14 protein-coding genes are annotated in these 17,173 nt (G+C 56.0%); 1 reads left to right on the forward strand and 13 read right to left on the reverse strand.

The genetic code is table 11. The features are described from left to right. Window positions 1-44 precede the first annotated feature (44 nt). Window positions 45-1,913 (forward strand): APC family permease, encoded by a 1,869-nt coding sequence (locus GSQ86_RS07425; RefSeq protein WP_158749329.1) that lies wholly within the window; start codon window positions 45-47, stop codon window positions 1,911-1,913. On the opposite strand, the gene GSQ86_RS07430 is transcribed toward GSQ86_RS07425, so the two are convergent. The 13 genes from GSQ86_RS07430 to GSQ86_RS07490 all read right to left on the reverse strand — a co-directional run bounded on the left by GSQ86_RS07430 (window position 1,907) and on the right by GSQ86_RS07490 (window position 17,061). Further along, window positions 1,907-3,322, reverse strand: coding sequence for an APC family permease (locus tag GSQ86_RS07430; protein WP_158749330.1), 1,416 nt, complete (start codon window positions 3,320-3,322; stop codon window positions 1,907-1,909). The genes GSQ86_RS07425 and GSQ86_RS07430 overlap by 7 nt on opposite strands. Before the next feature lie 46 nt (window positions 3,323-3,368). Then, complete coding sequence (locus GSQ86_RS07435; protein ID WP_254062215.1) at window positions 3,369-4,889, reverse strand: NAD(P)/FAD-dependent oxidoreductase; 1,521 nt, start codon at window positions 4,887-4,889, stop codon at window positions 3,369-3,371. Window positions 4,890-4,987: 98 nt separating this feature from the next. Further along, on the reverse strand, window positions 4,988-5,536 hold the full coding sequence (thpR, locus tag GSQ86_RS07440) for an RNA 2',3'-cyclic phosphodiesterase (RefSeq protein WP_158749332.1): 549 nt from the start codon (window positions 5,534-5,536) through the stop codon (window positions 4,988-4,990). 9 nt (window positions 5,537-5,545) lie between these two features. Then, entirely contained in the window at window positions 5,546-5,791 is a 246-nt protein-coding gene (locus GSQ86_RS07445) for a hypothetical protein (RefSeq protein WP_158749333.1), read from the reverse strand. Beyond that, window positions 5,788-7,128 carry an APC family permease gene (locus tag GSQ86_RS07450; protein ID WP_158749334.1) on the reverse strand — a complete coding sequence of 447 codons (1,341 nt, stop codon included), beginning with the start codon at window positions 7,126-7,128 and terminating at the stop codon, window positions 5,788-5,790. The genes GSQ86_RS07445 and GSQ86_RS07450 overlap by 4 nt, the downstream gene beginning before the upstream one ends. Window positions 7,129-7,154: 26 nt before the next feature. Then, window positions 7,155-9,824, reverse strand: coding sequence for a sugar-binding domain-containing protein (locus GSQ86_RS07455; protein ID WP_158749335.1), 2,670 nt, complete (start codon window positions 9,822-9,824; stop codon window positions 7,155-7,157). 28 nt (window positions 9,825-9,852) lie between these two features. Further along, complete coding sequence (locus GSQ86_RS07460; protein ID WP_158749336.1) at window positions 9,853-10,284, reverse strand: hypothetical protein; 432 nt, start codon at window positions 10,282-10,284, stop codon at window positions 9,853-9,855. Then, window positions 10,256-10,966, reverse strand: a complete 711-nt coding sequence (locus GSQ86_RS07465) for a hypothetical protein (protein ID WP_158749337.1) — start codon at window positions 10,964-10,966, stop codon at window positions 10,256-10,258. Before GSQ86_RS07465 ends, GSQ86_RS07460 begins: the two co-directional genes overlap by 29 nt. Next, complete coding sequence (locus GSQ86_RS07470; RefSeq protein ID WP_371720391.1) at window positions 10,953-11,255, reverse strand: hypothetical protein; 303 nt, start codon at window positions 11,253-11,255, stop codon at window positions 10,953-10,955. The genes GSQ86_RS07465 and GSQ86_RS07470 overlap by 14 nt, the downstream gene beginning before the upstream one ends. Before the next feature lie 297 nt (window positions 11,256-11,552). Further along, window positions 11,553-13,055 (reverse strand): Plug domain-containing protein, encoded by a 1,503-nt coding sequence (locus GSQ86_RS07475; protein ID WP_158749338.1) that lies wholly within the window; start codon window positions 13,053-13,055, stop codon window positions 11,553-11,555. Beyond that, the gene (locus GSQ86_RS07480) at window positions 12,982-13,386 is read right to left on the reverse strand and encodes a carboxypeptidase-like regulatory domain-containing protein (RefSeq protein WP_158749339.1); all 405 of its coding nucleotides are present in this window, start codon (window positions 13,384-13,386) and stop codon (window positions 12,982-12,984) included. The genes GSQ86_RS07475 and GSQ86_RS07480 overlap by 74 nt, the downstream gene beginning before the upstream one ends. A 164-nt stretch (window positions 13,387-13,550) precedes the next feature. Beyond that, window positions 13,551-14,621: a LacI family DNA-binding transcriptional regulator gene (locus GSQ86_RS07485; protein ID WP_158749340.1), complete on the reverse strand. Its 1,071-nt coding sequence runs from the start codon at window positions 14,619-14,621 to the stop codon at window positions 13,551-13,553. A gap of 115 nt (window positions 14,622-14,736) precedes the next feature. Further along, complete coding sequence (locus GSQ86_RS07490) at window positions 14,737-17,061, reverse strand: glycoside hydrolase family 2 TIM barrel-domain containing protein (RefSeq protein WP_158749341.1); 2,325 nt, start codon at window positions 17,059-17,061, stop codon at window positions 14,737-14,739. Window positions 17,062-17,173 lie beyond the last annotated feature (112 nt).

Below are 17,173 nucleotides of genomic sequence, written 5' to 3' on the forward strand. Positions count from 1 at the left end.
TGGCGCAGCCGTGCCATTTTTCATGATTACTTTAAAGGGCTAGCATGCGAACACTCGACCTGTTGTTTGGCCGTCCTCTGGCCACATCCGAAGAACGCGCAGAACAAATCGGGCCTCCGGCAGGCATTCCCATCTTTGGACTCGACGCTCTCAGCTCAGCGGCATACGGCCCTGAAGCAGCTCTCACCCTGCTGATTCCGCTCGGGCTCGTCGGCGTGCACTACATCGTGCCTGTCAGCTTTGCCATCATCGGCTTGCTGATTATCGTTTACTTCTCTTACCGCCAAACCATCGAGGCCTATCCGCAGGGCGGCGGTTCTTATACCGTAGCAACGGAAAATCTTGGCGCCGGGCCGGGATTGCTGGCCGCTGCGGCGCTGATGATCGACTACATTCTCACTGCGGCCGTCGGCATCTCGGCAGGCGTTGGAGCGCTGATTTCTGCCGTTCCCAGCCTGCACCGGCACACGCTGCTTCTCTGCCTCGGCATTCTTGCCCTGCTCACGATCATCAACCTGAGAGGCGTGCGTGATACGGGCGTCGCCTTTCTCGTTCCCACTTATCTCTTCCTGGGAACACTGCTCATCGTCATCGTGCTCGGTATTTATCACTCGTTTGCGGATGGAGGCCACCCCGTTCCGGTGGTAGCGTCGCCCGCGCTTCCGCGGGCAACCACAGCCCTCACGTGGTGGCTGCTGCTGAAAGTATTCTCCAGCGGATGCACAGCGATGACCGGCGTTGAAGCAGTCAGCAACGGTGTTATGGCATTTCGTCCCCCCACAGCGAAGAATGCCAAAATCACCCTCACCATCATCATTGCTTTCCTCATTGTGCTGCTGGCAGGCATCGCGCTGCTCTGCCGCGCCTATGGCATCGGCGCGACTGATCCCGCATCGCCCGGCTATCAAAGCGTGCTGTCGCAATTGACTGCCGCTGTCGCGGGTAAAGGTATCTTCTACTACACCACCATCGGCTCTATCCTGCTGGTGCTTTCTCTTTCTGCCAATACTGCTTTTGCCGATTTCCCCCGCCTCGCCCGCGCCATTGCGTTGCACGATTACCTGCCGCACGTCTTCATCCTGCGCGGACGCAGATTGCTTTTCTCCCACGGTATCGTCGCCCTGGTGATTTTTACAGCGGCATTGCTGATCCTCTTTGGCGGCGTGACGGACAGGCTTATCCCGCTCTACGCCATTGGCGCTTTTCTGGCATTTACTCTGTCGCAAGCCGGTATGGTGGTGCACTGGCATAAGCAGGGCAATGCGACCGGCCGCATGCTTGTCAACGGAATCGGCGCGATCGCTACCGGCGTGACCCTGCTGGTTGTGCTGGTAGCAAAGTTTCTCGATGGCGCATGGGTCACAGCCATTCTCGTTCCAGCGCTCATCCTCGTGATGACTTTCGTCCGCAAACATTACGAGCAGACAGCGCGCGAAACAGACAGCCCGGAACCGCTGTGCATTGAGGACCTCCATCCGCCACATGTCATTCTGCCGGTAGACAAGTGGAACCGCATCAGCGAAAAAGGCCTGCGCTTTGCACTGACTATGTCGCCTGATGTGCAGGTCGTCCACGTTGACTTTGGCGATGAAGAGAAGGAGGGAAGCATCGGCCAGATATGGGAAAACCTTATTCTGAAACCGATTCGTGCCGCCGGACTTACGGAGCCCAGGCTTGTGATGATTCGCTCACCTTATCGATCGTTCGCGCAGCCACTGGTAGAGCATATTCTTGCCGAACAGAAGAAGATAGGCGACCGACAGATCGCGGTCTTAGTGCCGGAACTCGTCGTGAAGCACTGGTATGAAAACCTCCTCCATAACCAGCGCGCGAACCTGTTGAAACTTATTCTGCTGGTCAAGGGAAACGAGAGGGTCATCGTGGTCAACATACCCTGGTACCTTCATCAATGAAGCAACGCGCGACGCTGCTTTCGTTCTGAGACGTAATACACTACAACTCCTGCGCCTATCAGAAACAACGTGGAGCCGATGACTTTCACAATGGCAAGCGGCTTGTTCGGCTCCTCGTCCGGCGGAATCACCGAGAGCACGATCGTCATCAGCGTAGTCAAAAAGCCCATGCTTGCGAGGAACACCGCAACCGGCCGTCCACCGGGAATGCGAATCGTACCTTCCAACACTGGCTCCCGCTGCAGCCGGATCATCGACGCAAAGAGAAATGCAAACGGAATGAAGTAATTGATGATCGACATACTGACCAGCACGTCGTACGCGCTGCGAACAGTCGTGCCCGCCTGCCCCATCAAGGCGCACAGCATTCCGGCACATCCATAGGCGCCAATCGCAACCCACGGCGTACGCCAGCGCGTATGCACACGGCCAAAAACCGGCGGCAGATAACGGTCAATACCGGCAACAAATGGCAGCCTCGAAGTGGAAGAAAGAAATGCCGCCGCCCCGCCGATGCTGTTCAACACTACGAATAACGCTATCGGAGCAATGAGCCAACTGGCATTCAGCCTCTCGCACATCAACTGAATGGCGCTGATAAACCCGCTCACTCCGTTGATCGAAAAGCTGGGGAGCGCAACCAGCATGGCAATCGTGCCCGCAATATAGAACGTGGCGAGCAATGTCCCAGCCAGAATCAAAGCACGCGGAATCGTGCGCCGGGCATTCTTGATTTCCTCTCCCATGAAGGAGCCAGTTTCACACCCACCGAATGCAAAGAAGATCGTCGACCAGAAGATGGCGTTCTTCAAATCGGTATGAGGAATCAGCTGCGAAGGAGCGAAGCTTGTCGCCGAGCCAAAGCGCGCGGCGACCGCTGCAGCCAGCCCCAGTAACGCGGCTATCGGAATCCACACACCCAGCGAACAGAGATTGTTCAGCCACTTGCCCTGCTTCAATCCGACGATGTTCATCAGCGTGATGACCCCAAGCCATACCAGGGCAAAGAGCATGAAGTACGTCGCATTATTCGCCAGATGCTCGCCGCGACGGCCCAGTACAAAGAGCGCACTGCCCGCGCCAAAATAAAGCACGGCTGGAAAGTAAGGCAGATTGCTCATCCAGTAAGACCACGCCGCGATAAATCCTGAGAAGTCTCCAAAGGCGCGCTGCGTCCATACGTACAGACCGCCTTCCTGCGGATAGCGCGACGACAATTCCAAAACGCAAGCCGCCAGCGGGACGAAGAAAAAGAGGCAGGCAAATATCCAGATCGAGATCGTGCTTGGACCGGCAGCGGCGGCGGTCGCAATCCAGCGCAGGCTCAGCCCCCCGGCCATATAGAAGAGGACGAGATCGAAGATGCCGAGTTCGCGTGGGAGCGCTGGCGTAGGTGTCTTCTGCGACATGCGGGCTTTCGCGCAGCATACCTGCACTGTCATGCGAAAACCAGAACTATTTCTGCTGCATGTCTTTGAGCACTGCCATGGCGGCGTTGCGCCCATTCATTCCGATCACGCTTCCGCCCGGATGCGTACAAGCTCCGCAGAGGTAAACGCCTTCCATCGGAGTGCGCGCGCTCAGCCGATTCGACCACATGTACGGAGGCAGGCATTCACCCTGGAAGATATGCCCTCCGGTGAGCCCGACCTTCTCTTCAATGTCCGGCGGCCCAAGCACCTGCGCGTCGATGACAGCGGTCTTCATGTTGCTGCAGAAACGTCCGATCGAATCGAGGGCCAGCTTCCGGACCTCATCACGGCGTCCATCCCATGTCCCTTCAGCAAAGCGATAAGGCACATATTGCGCGAAGACGCTCATCGTATGCTGCCCTTCAGGAACAACGCTCGCGTCATGCACGCTCTGGAAGTACAGCTCGCACCACAGATGACCCGGCAACTTTCCACTGCGCGCCGCGGCAAAGCCATCCTTCCACTCGCTCTTGGTAAGCGGTGCATTGATCTGGCCGAAATGATGCGCCTCGCTCACACCGGGACGCGCGGTAAAATTCGGCAGCTCATCGAGCAGGACATTGAGCTTCACGGTGCAGCCTTCGATCGGCACAGTTTCAATCTTCGCCTTCCAGACGCTTTCCGCCGAGCCTCCCAGCATTTGCAGGGTCCGGCGCGGATCGGCATTCGAAATCACCACTGGCGCGGCAATGCGTTCGCCGCCTTCGAGCAGCACGCCCTCGCTGGGAAGAATAGCGGCCACCGGCACGCCCGCAGCGACGACGGCGCCTGCTTCGCGTGCTGCATCGCAAAAATAGAACGACACGATGCCCATGCCGCCCTTCACATATCCCCACATGCCTGGTATTCCGCCCAGACGACCCGACGCGTGATGAAATCGGATCGAAGCTGTGCCTGCGTCGAAAGGACTCGCATTTGTGCCGATCACGCCCTGCCCAAGATACGCAACATGCAGCCGCTCGTCGCGCAGATAGCGCTCGACAAATTCTGCCATCGACCAGTCGAATAAAAGTTTTCGTGCCTCTTCATCACTTCCGAGGCGATCCTCGATCTCTTCGCGCGTAGGCGCATCGCCGATCCAGGTGTCGTTTTCATCAGCGGGGCGCAGCGCATCGCGCAGCCGCCGGATGATGTCATTCATCGCGCGCCAGCCCTCAAGATCACCGCTGCTGAACCGGCGAATCTCCGCTTCGCACTTATCGTCATCATCCCAGAGCTGGATGCTGCTTCCATCGAGAAAAGGAACGAAGAGACCATTGACTGCTGGTGTCCAGGTAAAACCGCGTTGCGGCAGCTGCAGTTCCTTAACTACCAGCGGATGCAGTAACCCCGCCAGGTATGCGCACGGCGACATGCGCACGCCTGGAAACGGCTCTTCAATGGTGCATGCGCCGCCAATACGTTCGCGGCTCTCGAGTACGAGAACGCGTTTTCCGGCACGCGCCAGATAAGCGGCACACGCAAGCCCGTTATGGCCTGCGCCGACAATAATGGCGTCCCACATTGTCTTAGCCAGCTCCTTTACCGGTGCTGGTAGCCCAATTTTTCCAAGTGAATCTACTGCAGATGAAAACGGTTGGCTGGTCATGAAATATATGCAGCTTACATCAGCGGAAAGCGCTCGCGCACCTCATATCTCGCACCTGCCGGACCAGTGGTGCTCTGATAGAGAAGGAATTCCTTTGCAGCAAAAGTAAGCGATTCGAACGCGAGCTGACCTCGCATGCGCTTCTGCAGTTTCACAAAGTCAGGCGATTCGCTGCGTCCCTTTCGTCGCGCTAACGTGATATGTGGATTGTAGGCGCGGGCTTCCGGTTCAAAGCCGCAAATTTTCAACCCTTCAGCCGTTCGATCATGCAGAGTAAGCAGCGACGACGTCAGCCGCACTGCGATGAAAAACGCTCCAGCGCGGGCGAAAAATCCGGGATCTAACAATTCGATCTCGGCAGCAGTCGCGGATACTCTGCGCATCTGCTCCACAATACAGGTGTAATGAGCCTCATCCGTCTCACCGAGGAATTGCAGCGTTACGTGCCATTGCTCCGATAGGGACCATCGCAGGTGCGGAAACTCTTCCTGCAGCGGGTGCACGCACGCCTCCACAAGGGGACGCGTCTCATCCGGAATCGCAATGCCCGTAAACAGCCGCACAGCACTACTCTACCTGCAGCACATGTTCTGCCAGAAATTGCTGCATGGCGTCCGGCTTTGAAACGCCGTTACGCCGCCTGTCGCTGTTGTTGAATTATGAGCGGTAATTGCTGGCGATCCGCCCAACATCGTCTCCGCGCGCTTGGCAAGCAATTCCCTCTCTGCCGGCAGCGTCTCCGGCAATCCATAAAGCATCAGGTCCAGATTAAATTCGCCGGCCAAAGTGACATCGAATCGCTCGGGACCGTGGGTCATGCGGTCGCATCCGGCAGATGAATTTTTCTGCGGCGCAGAATCCACAAGGCGATGCCCATCACCGCCCACGCAGTTCCCGCGATGCGCGCTATGGGACCCAGGTTCGTCCAGATAAACAGGCACGTTAGAAAGCCAGCGGCCGAGATGGTGATCGGCAACCACTGCGCAGATTTGCCAGTACGCCAGCCCAGCACAACCGAGGCGACATTCACCCCCATGAACGCGAGCAGCGCTCCATAATTCAACAACTCTGTTCCAAGCTGGTAGCTGAAGAACAAGCCGCCCGCAATGCAGATGCCGCCAATCAGTAGAACATTGTTGCGCGGAATCCGGTTCTTCGGATGAATCGCGCCAAAGAACGACTTCGGAATCGCGCCATCCTGTCCCATTGCCAGCAGCAGGCGGGCCGCGCCTAGCTGCGACGCCATGCCCGATCCCATGTTTGCGAGCAGCAACGCAGCATTCACGATCATGAAAAGAATCGGGCCGCCCGCGCGTCCTGAGATGTGCACATACGCGGTGTCGATATCAGGAAAAGCCTGACCATGCGGCCATACCAGCTGTCCCAGATAAACCTCAATCGCCGCCAGCACGCCGGTAACAAAGCAGGTGAGCACAATCGCACGCGGAATGCTGCGCGCGGGGTCTTTCGCCTCATCCGTAAGTGTGGAAATACCGTCGAAGCCGATGTACGTGAGCACAGCAATCGATGTGCCTCGAAGTAATCCGCTGCGCGAGAATGTACTGGGATCGTAGAAAGGCTGCGTATAGAAAGACGCGGGCTGATGCGGCAGATGTAACAGGTAGCGTATCGCAGCGACGACCACCAGAACTATGACGATTCCAAGTGCAGCAGCCATGCCGGCATTGATGCGCGCTGAGGTTTCTACGCCGTTCAGATTCAATACCGTAAACAGCCCGGCGAAAAATATCACCAGGACGAAATACGGAATCTCGGGAATAATATTCTGTGCCGCCTTGCTGCACCATATCGTGCAGATCAATGGATTGAGAATGTAATCCATCGCCATGCACCATCCGGTCAGATAGCCGAGGCTCGGATGCAGCTCTTTACTCACATACATAAACGCCGAGCCGCCCTGCGGATACACCCGCGCCATGCGTCCATAACTGAATGAGGTAAAGAGCATCGCCACCATTGCGCACAGAATGGCAGTAACGACATGGCCTCGCGCTTCCTGATAGATAACGCCGAAACTCGGCATGGGAGCAGTCGGCTGAATAAGGACGATGCCATACAGCACCAGATCCCGAAAGCGCAGGCTGCGTCGCAGCGTTACCTGCCCTTCACTCACGGCTGCGGCCTGATTGGACATGAATCTTTGCTCTCATATTTGTATTGTTACCGACTTGCGATCGCTTTCTCTGAAGAGAGGTGCAGGGTCTGCTCAGGAATGTTCCAGCCCGACACGACGACAACGGCATTCTGCGGAGTATGTGGCGGCAGAGTCGCCGTCAGCACGCGCGATTCTCCCGGCATAAGCGAGACATAGTTATCAGACCACATGACGGGCGCAATATCTTCACCGTGAGCGTCACGCGCTGCTACCGATACCTGGAAGGCCAGCGACTTCGATTCATTCTGCAACCGCACCTGTACGGTTCTTCCCTCTGCGGATGCCATTACATGCGCAGTCACCTTGGTCTTTGGCAAAGACATGAGCTCCGTCATGTTCTCATGCTGAATCGCCGGCGTATGGGTGTAGTTTGTCTTTGCCCAATCGAAGGTCGTCAGAGTCGAAGGCACCCAGTAAAAGTTACGGCTGACTACTTCCCCCGATGCTTTCTTAAGCGTCAGATCCACGAAATAGACCTTCGAATCGGAAGAGAAAGCCGTATCGGGAATCGCGATCGCACGCTGCGAGGTATCTGCGTCCAGCGTCAGCTTCGATTCCTTGCTGAATACTTCCTTCTGCTGCAGATCATAGACCTTCGCCGCAACTTGAAGTGTTGGCGAGCTTTGATACGTACTGTTCACCACGACGACGCTGTGATCGTCGTAAGAATACTGCACATGCACCGGCTCACAGGCTTTCTTAGTGCCGTAGTACCCGCCGCCAGCATCGAGATAATAGTCATACAGATGCCAGATCGTCGAAGGCCACGCATTGTTCAGCATCCACTGGATGACGCCCGTGGACGTGTACTTATTCCGCGAGTAAGCCTCGAACATTGCGCGCTCGCCGTTATAAGTCATCGCCTGCGCAACGCGTACATAGTCGCTGAGGTTCTCCGGCGTGCCGTAGGTCGCCTTCATCGCATCGTCAAAAACAGTGAGCGTCTTAAAGCCTCCACCACCGTTGTGCAGCGACCACGCCGGGCTTGTTGTAGGCCATGTGGCGTCCTCCGGCAGGAATCGGCGCAGGCTGCTGATATTGGGAATCGCAGGTCCAGGGCTCGTCTCCGTATTGAAGCCGTATCCGCCGCCATGCTTATCCGTGTCCACATACCAGTATGATGGCGCCACGTAGTCGTAAGGCCCGCTCATCTTCACGCCGCTCTTCCCGCTCACAGTGGTCGGCGTTGCAGAGGCGGAAGACAAAGTGGGATTCGGCCAGTGTGTTTGTGATTCCACATCGAGATACATTTTCTCTACATCCGCAGGTGGCGGATTATCGCTGCCATTCAGCCACACCAACAAGCTCGCGTGCTGACGAATGCGGAGCATCTGCGATTCCAGTGAAGCCTTCGCTACCTGATAATTTTCCGGCGTCCACTTATCCCAGTGCTCCCACTGGTCGCAACAGCACCAGCCCAGCATCACCAGGATTCCCTGCTCATCCGCAAGCTGGAAGAAATCTTCTGTCTCCAGTTTGCCTTCCAGCCGAATTATGTTCAGATGCATGTCGCGGACCAGTGCGAATTGATCGCGCAGCCGATTCGGCTCTTCGCGCAGCAGCATGTCCTGTGACCATCCCGCGCCGCGAATCAGAATCGGCTTGCCATTCACGCGGAAGAGGCGATATCCCTTGTCCGTCATCTCTGACGTCATCTCGCGAATCCCAAAGCGCACCGACTTTTCATCGGACACTTTGCCGCCTTGAGTAAATTTGAGAGTGAGAGTTTCCAGATGCGGTGTTCCCATCTGGTAAGGCCACCAGACATTCGGATTCTTTACCTGTAACTGCTTATACGTCTCCGGATCGAAGACGACTGTCTTGTCTTCATGCGGCTGCAACTCCACATTCTGCTCGATGTGAATACCTGCCACTGTGCCGGTTACATTTCCACTTACAGCCTTGTCGGTCGCATTATGCAGCTCCGCATACACCGTCAGATCAGCCTGCTTCAGCGAAGCATCTGTAAAATGCGCCACTGCCATGGGCGAGCGCAACGCGACTGGTCCACTCGACACCAGATCGACCGGCCCCCACAAGCCCGTGTTCTTATCCGGCGGACACGGGTTCCAGTCGACCCAGTTGATTCCCAGGTCTTTCTCTGTCGGAGCAAACGTTTCGACCGCGACTACATTCGCCTTGCCCGCCACCGCGGCATCCGTCACATCAAACTCATACGTTCTATACGCGCCCGCTACCTGTGTGGAATCAGCAATACGCTTCCCATTCACCCAGATATTCGCGCGATAGTTGATCCCGCCGAAGCGTAGCCATAGCGTCCGTCCCTTCTGGGCTGTGGGGACGGTAAATTCCTTGCGATACCACCACGCGCAGCGGTAAGGACTGTCATCCGGCATCGGCAGGTTGGCAAAGTTATGCCCAACCGGATAAGTGGTTCCGGGAATGTCGCGCAGATTCGTTCCGAAGTAAAGATCTTTATACGTGCCAGCCGCCACCTGCACAGCCAGCACTGTCGCTGGCACTGCAGTCGTATACCAGCCTTCAGGATGAAAGCTTGTGGTCGAAATCGTTGCGCCTTCAGTCTGCAACTTGCAGGCCGATTGCACGCTCCAGCCTTCGTGAAGCGCCAAGGCGGAAGAAGCATCTGCATGAGCCGCAAACGAAACAAACATAATCAAAACGAGTGCAACGGAAGTGACACAACGGCGCAGCATGCAGATACTTTCCTCCAATATTTCCTGCTTAAAAGTTGAACTTCAGGCCAAGCTGTACGATACGTGGCTGATGGGCGCTCAGTACCGTTCCATAAGTCGCGCCATCGTTCACCGTCGTGTCGACTCCAGCATAGCTTGTGTGGTTGAAGGTATTAAAACTCTCCAGCCGGAACTGAAATGAGCTCTGCTCATACACCTTGATATTTTTCATCAGCGAAATATCCCAGTTCTGCTGTCCCGGCCCAAGAATGGAATTCTTCTTCGCATTTCCGGGCGTGATTTGATCGCTCGGCGGCCCTGCAAATACCGAGGTGTTGAACCATGTCGAATTCACGTCTCCGCTATGCGGCGCGCCGGAATTCGGATTGCCTACCTGGTTCGGACGTACCGTATTTCCCAACACTCCGGTGTTCAATCCAATGCCGCCGGGATCAGAGCCATCTGACTCCGACGGATCCATCCAATGCCCTGAGTTCACTGCAATAATCCCCGAAAACTGCCATCCGCCCAGCGGATGGCCCTGCAAGTCCGTGCTGCTCTTTGAAGAACGGCAATTGATAAACAAAGTCAGCGTTGAACACCTGCCGCTGATCGAAACGCGCGTAGCTGTACTCGCTCTTCAGGTCATAGGTGTATTGCGGCACCGTGTAATTCGGGTCGCAAGGCACATTGCTCAAATTCTTTGACCACGTGTAGTTGATCGTCAGCAGCGAATCAGCGGTAAAACGCTTCTGCAGGCTCGCCTGCAGCGAATTGTAATTGGAAATGAAGATCGGCAGGTACATATCAATTCCCGAATAGCCGATGTAAGGGCGCAGCGGATTCGCATAATTCTCGTTCCCTGAATTGATGCCACCCGGCGTATACACATCAGGATAATTGGCAGCGCCGCTATAACTCGCATACGCTCCGGCCACCGGTTGATTGATGTCCGCTACCGCCAGCAGGTGCGTGCCTTTGCTGCCGTAGTAGCCGAGATCCGCAATGATGTTATAAGGCAGTTCCTTCTGGATATCGAGATCCCAGTTCTGCGTGTAGGGCTGTTTGAACTTTGGCGCTGTTGCACTCAACGGCAGCGGCGTGTTGTTCGGCGCAGCATGTGCCGATCCCGGATTATCCATCGGCGCATTATAGATCGTCAAAAGGTGGATTGCTGAAGACACTATTCTCTACAAATCCCACACCCGGCGATTCGATGAACATGCCGTAGCCGCCGCGCACTGACATCTTGCCTTGTCCCATCGGATCCCATGCGAAGCCAATGCGCGGCGCGAAACCCAGATTCACCTGGTTAGAAACAGCCGTGCCATAAGGCGAATTTTTGCCGCCGATAATGATTCCGTTCAACGAGTCGTAATTCGGATTAGTGTTGCTCGTGCCATCGCACGGCATCGTATCCGGTGTGCAGATATATCCGGAGTTATCCAGCACCGGCGCGTGGCTCGGATCGTAGGTTGCAGGATCGAAGCTGGTCGCATGCCCCTTTGCATCTGTGGGCTGGCGGAATAGCGAATAGCGAACGCCGTAGCTCAGCGTCAGGTCAGGACGCAGACGAAATTCATCCTGCGCATAGCCTCGAATTCATTCTGATCGATAATCGCCCTGTTATCCACCTGCGACTGCTGAAAATAAGTCGACTGTCTCAACAGGAGTAGGCATACTCCTGCCGCCATTCTGCTGCGGGATCATCGTTCGTGGTATCGGGGTCGCCGAAATAAGCAGCCGGTGTTACCTGGTACCGAAGGTTCCAGCGTTGTTGCCACCTGCATTTTCTGACTTCTGATAGTGGTAGTAGGTGCCGCCAAACTTCAGCGTGTGCCGTCCGAGTATCCACGTCAGGTTGTCGAAGATGTTGTGATTCTTATTGTAATCCTTGTAATCACCAAATCCTGAGATGCTCGCGAGCGAAGTGCCGAACGACAAGCTGGGTATGCGATTCAGTGTCTCCGGGTATGCCAGTGTGATCGCACCCACCACATCCGGAGAATTGGCTGCCGCAAACTGACCAACGTTCGTGCTCAACACCGCACCATATGACCACGCATATTCCAGCTGGTTCAGTAGTGTTGGCTTGAAGACGGTATTCAAGCTCGCCGCAATGTTCTTGCCGGGTGATTGGGTGCTTGTTGCCGCGACATTCGGAATCGGATTGCTATTGAACAGACCGCCGCCTTCCACCGTCGGAATCGTATCGTTCATGATGCGGATCCAGCCGGACCACTTGCTGTTGAACGTGTGGTCGACGCGTCCGATCTCCTGCCGGTAATTAAAAATATTGCTCGAGTTCGACGTCAGCGTGTCGCCAATCGGATCCTGCGGCAGATTCACATGCGAGTACACATCTTTCAGGTAAGCCAGCGCTGCCGGATTCACCATGTTCGCCGGAATGCTGGTCGTCGACGCTCCTGCCGGGCAGTACGTATTGCCACTGGCATCCGTCGCCAATGGCGCAGTGCACACTGGAAAGGCAAAGTTATAAGCGCCCTTCGCACCGCGCTCATCCGCGTTGGGCGCGATACCTGTTGAGGGGCTCGATTCCACCACGCGGCGCACCTCCTCTGAGAAGAAGAAAAACGTTTTGCTCTTATCTACGTTGTAGTGGCCTGGAATGAAGATGGGCCCGCCAATCGTTCCGCCAAAATCGTTGTAGCGCAGCGGCGTGCGGTCAAGCGCAGGCGATTGAAAGTGCTTATTCTCCCAGGTATTCGCATCGAGCACATCATTGCGGAAGAACTCATATACGCCGCCGTGAAAACTTGATTTACCCGACCGCGTGATGACGTTGATCTGGCCGCCTGAGCTGCGCCCATACTCCGCGTTGTAGTTGCCGCGCAGCACCTTGAACTCGTCAATCGCATCCACGCTCGGATAATTCAGAAGCGTAAAGTTTCCGCCGCGATCTACGTTGTCTGCGCCATCCACTGTCCAGTTGTTGCCGGTGCCGAAGCTGCCGTTCAGCGAGAAGGCCGTCTCGTTCGTCGCGCCACCCGGCGCGCTCACGCCCGCATAGAGAAAATCTCCACCCAGGTCTGAAGTCACGCCCGGCATCAGTGCCACCAGCTCTTCGTAGTTGCGGCTCTGCAGCGCCAGCTCACGCACCTGCGTGCCCGTAATCAGACCAGTAGCGGCAGCCGGTTGCGTATCCACCTGCAAGGGATTAGCCTGCACCGAGACGGTTTCTGTAGCCGCGCCAATCGGCAGCACTTCGTTGAACGTGAGCTTGTCGTTCACATTCAGCGTGATCCCCTACTTCGGACACTTTCTTGAAGCCTGCCGCTTCCACTGTCACCATGTACTTGCCAATCGGCAGCTGCGGCGCAGAATAGTCGCCACCTTTATTCGTCGTCACAACGCGCAACACCGCGCCGCGATCCGTATTGGTAATCGTGACTTTCGCTCCTGGAACTACAGCGCCCGAGTTGTCGGTCACTGTACCCAGAATCGTTCCCGTCACTTCCTGCGCTACGATCGCACCACCCAGCGCCATGACGATGAACATTGCCAGCACAGCCGCCACTCGCCCGCGGTGACAGAGATAGCCTGCATGAATTTCGGACAGCATGATGAGACCTCCAAAATTGCGGGGAATTGCTCCGGTCCTCATCTTTGGGCTTTCCCCTGAGAAATTCCGATCTAAGAACGTCGGAATATTGAAACGTTTGAATATTGGAAATAGAGGTCACAACGGGCGGTTGTCAAGAAGAAAATGAATGCGATAAAGATCGTTTATTTGGGCCGCGTAGAATTGCGGATCACGATCGAAGGAGGCAGGAGCTTTAGTACAGGCTCGTTTGCGTCGCTCTCCTCTTCTCGTTCAAGAGACTTCAAGATCCATTCCGTGCCGATCATGCCCATCTCTTCCATCGGCTGGCAGACCGTCGTAATCGCCGGAGTGCTGAAGGCTGCCGGTGGAACACCATCAAAGCCAATCACGGAGCAGTCTTCCGGAACTCGCACGCCGGTCTCACATAGTCCGCGCAATGCGCCAAGCGCCGTCAAATCATCAAACGCCATCAGCGCCGTAAACTTGCGTCGCGACCGAACCAGCTCCCTCGTCAGCTCCACTCCACCATCAAAACCCGAATTCGCATCGAGCATCGCGGGCAACTGACGCACCAGCTTCGGGTCAATCGTCAGCTTCCGCTCTGCAGCAAATTGCTCGATGCCACGCCAGCGATTCACGCTGTCATGCAAACTCTCGGGTCCGCGTATGAACGCAATCTTCCTGTGTCCAAGTGCGTAGAGATGATCGAGAGCTTTATACGCACCCGCGGCGTTGTCCACCAGTACCGAGCTGATGCGGCTCTCTGTCAGATCGCGCCCGATCACTACCGTGGGAATTTTATGCTTCTCCATGTCGGCAAGCAGATCGGTCTCCGCGAACAACCAGTTCGCAACAACGATCAATCCCTCCACCCGCCGGTCGAGAAGCATTCCCAGATAGCCCTCAAACTGCTTGCGCTCGTTATTCGCATCCATGATGATCGGCAGGTATCCCGTCGGATGCAGCGCCTTCTCAATGCCCCGCAAAATCAGCGTGCAGAATGGATCGGAGATGTCGAAGATCATCACGCCGATCGTTCGGCTTCGGCGGCTGCGCAGCGATTGTGCGAAGGCATTCGGCCTGTATCCGAGCGTGGCAGCCGTCCTGCGAATGTGCTCTTTCGTGCGCGCCGCAACATAGCGCGAGAGTGGCGCTTCATTCAGAACGATCGAAACCGTCGAAGCAGAAAATCCGCTCTTGTGTGCCACATCCAGGATGGTTACGCGGTTACTTGTTTTCTTGCGACCGACCAAAACTATCCGCCTTCAGGAAGAGTCTGCACATGAAGCACAAAGCATAGCACCCGCGCTGGCTTCTATTGAAAAACGCGAGATTGTCTTCCTTCCTGCGGATGAATCGTCAGCGGAGCTACACAGTCTCCGCCTTAGCCTGTCGAATCGCAATCTCTACCGTCTGGCTTCCCAGCCTTGGGTGCTTCGCCGTCAGCCGAACCGTCCCGGCCTCTTCTTTCGCGCGCACCCACACCGCGCCCGTACCGCCGATCAAGCCGAACGGATTATCTCCAATCAACTCCGCCGGACCTTCGAGTGTCAGCACGATTGGATCGTTCGCAAAAGGCCGGATCGCATCAAACTCATCGGTCACTCGCAGAACCACGCGCGTCGTATCCGCGCCATCGCCCATCAGCTCATGATCGTCGGCAAGAATCGCGAACTTCTGATCTGCTCCCAATCCGGAGAGCGTCTTTGAAATCACCTGCTTGCCATTCAAATACCCGTCGATGCGCAGGTCGCCCCATTTCCACTCCGACTTCGTCAGGTCCACGCTAAAAGGCGCATATTTCAAATGACCAAACTGTTCCTTGTCCGGATCAACCTCAGCTAACGGCTTCCAGTCACCGTTATTTTTTACAAAGAGTTTGAGATGATCGCAGTTCGAACAGATCATCGCCACGGTAAAGTGCGTAGCCTCATCGCTCGATGCCCAGTGGAACGCTGGCTCCAGCACAATCTCTTCGTCCGGATCGCACTGCGACTTGTAAAAACCCGCAGCTGGCTTCGGTTCGCGGAAGATATCGAAAACACCGTGGTAGCAGATGCGGTCCCCCGCGCCGAAATCACTGTGCGTGTTGTAGTCGAAGGCGCACCACGCGATGCCGCCCGCGTACTGCGGGTTCGAGGCCAGCTGGTTATGGACCCGAGCATGCCGAATCGTGTGCTCACGCTGATGCGCATCGTCATCGATCGTCTTTGTCGGGAACGTATGCCCCACAAACTCCGTGTTCAGATAACGCGGATGGTTAGGCTCCTTGAGCGGCCAGCCGAAATCGTTCATGGTAAACACATCTTCCAGAAACTCCGATTCCTGGAAGTAGCGAATACCGCCCGTCTGCCGCGTGGGATCGAGCTTGTGCGCCATCGCATTCGTGCGCGTGTAGAAGTCGTGGTTGTCGCGCGATTCGTTGATGCGCACGCCCCACAGCACAATGGACGGGTGATTCCAGTCGCGCCGGATCATGCGGCTCACGTTGTCGACGGAAATATCCTGCCACGGCTTATCGCCAATGTGCTGCCAGCCCGGAATCTCTTCCAATACCAGTAGCCCATACTCATCGCAGGCATCCAGAAAATGCCGCGACTGCGGATAGTGCGACGTGCGCACGATGTTGCAGTGAAACTGCTTTCGCAGAATATAAGCGTCTCGCTTCTGCGCCCGTCCCGGCATCGCCTGCCCGACAAATGGAAATGTCTGGTGCCGATCGAGCCCGCGCAGCTTGATGATCTTGCCGTTCAGCTCAAATCCATGGTCTGTAAATTGCGCTTCGCGAAAACCGATGCGCCGCGTGTCTTCATCCACCACATTGGAGCCGCGCAGCAGCTGCACCTTCACCGTATAGAGCTTCGGACTCTTCAGATCCCAAAGTTGAATCCCGGTCAGCTTTCCAAACGCAATTACATGGCTCGCCGGTTCCGCAGCCGCACCTGACGGGGCAACTTTCTGGGTAGCTTTCGCCACTGTCTTCTCGCCATCGAGCAGCGTAGCCTCCAGCGTCAACGTCTCGCGCAAAGCTTCCAGATGCTGCACGAAGCACTCAACATCGAGTGAGGGCGAACCGCTCAATGAATCCTTGGGCTGAGCAAAAATATTTTCGATGAAGGTCGCAGGAACCACGCGCAACGACACTTCGCGATAGATGCCCCCAAAGGTCAGGTAATCGATCTGATATCCGAATGGAGGGATATCCGGGCGCTCCGTCGAATCCACATCCACAGCCAGCACATTGTCGCCATCGAAATTCAAATGTGGCGTCAGCTCAAATGAGAACGGCGTATAGCCGCCTTTGTATTCGCCCAGCCTCTGCCCATTGAGCCAGACAGTCGAAGCCGTCATCACGCCCTCAAAATCTACAAAGACTCGCTTGCCGCGCGCTTCCGCAGGCACGCGAAATTTGCGCCGGTAAAGCGAAACAAACTCATACTCCTTGTCATCGAATCCGTGCCACGGAAGCTTGATATTGGTGTGCGGGACCACCACGCGATCGAATCCGGAGTCATCGAACGTAGCCTCATGGCCACCCTCAACAAACTTCGGGCTATACCGCCAGCCGCGATTCATCGCGAGAACCATGCGGCCCTCGCTACCTTCGTGCTGCTCCTGCGCAAACACTTTGCCGCCCACTGCCGCTCCAGCCAGCAGTGCGCTGCTGGTCTTCATAAAATCGCGCCTGTCCATCTTTCCTCCCACGGAATGCAACCGTTTTCAATGCCGAGATAAAACAATAAATCATCCGCGCAAAGCACGCAGCAAAAAGAAAAGCGGCGCGGAATACTTCATTCCGCGCCGC

Source organism: Acidobacterium sp. S8 (assembly GCF_009765985.1).
Lineage (GTDB): Bacteria > Acidobacteriota > Terriglobia > Terriglobales > Acidobacteriaceae > Alloacidobacterium.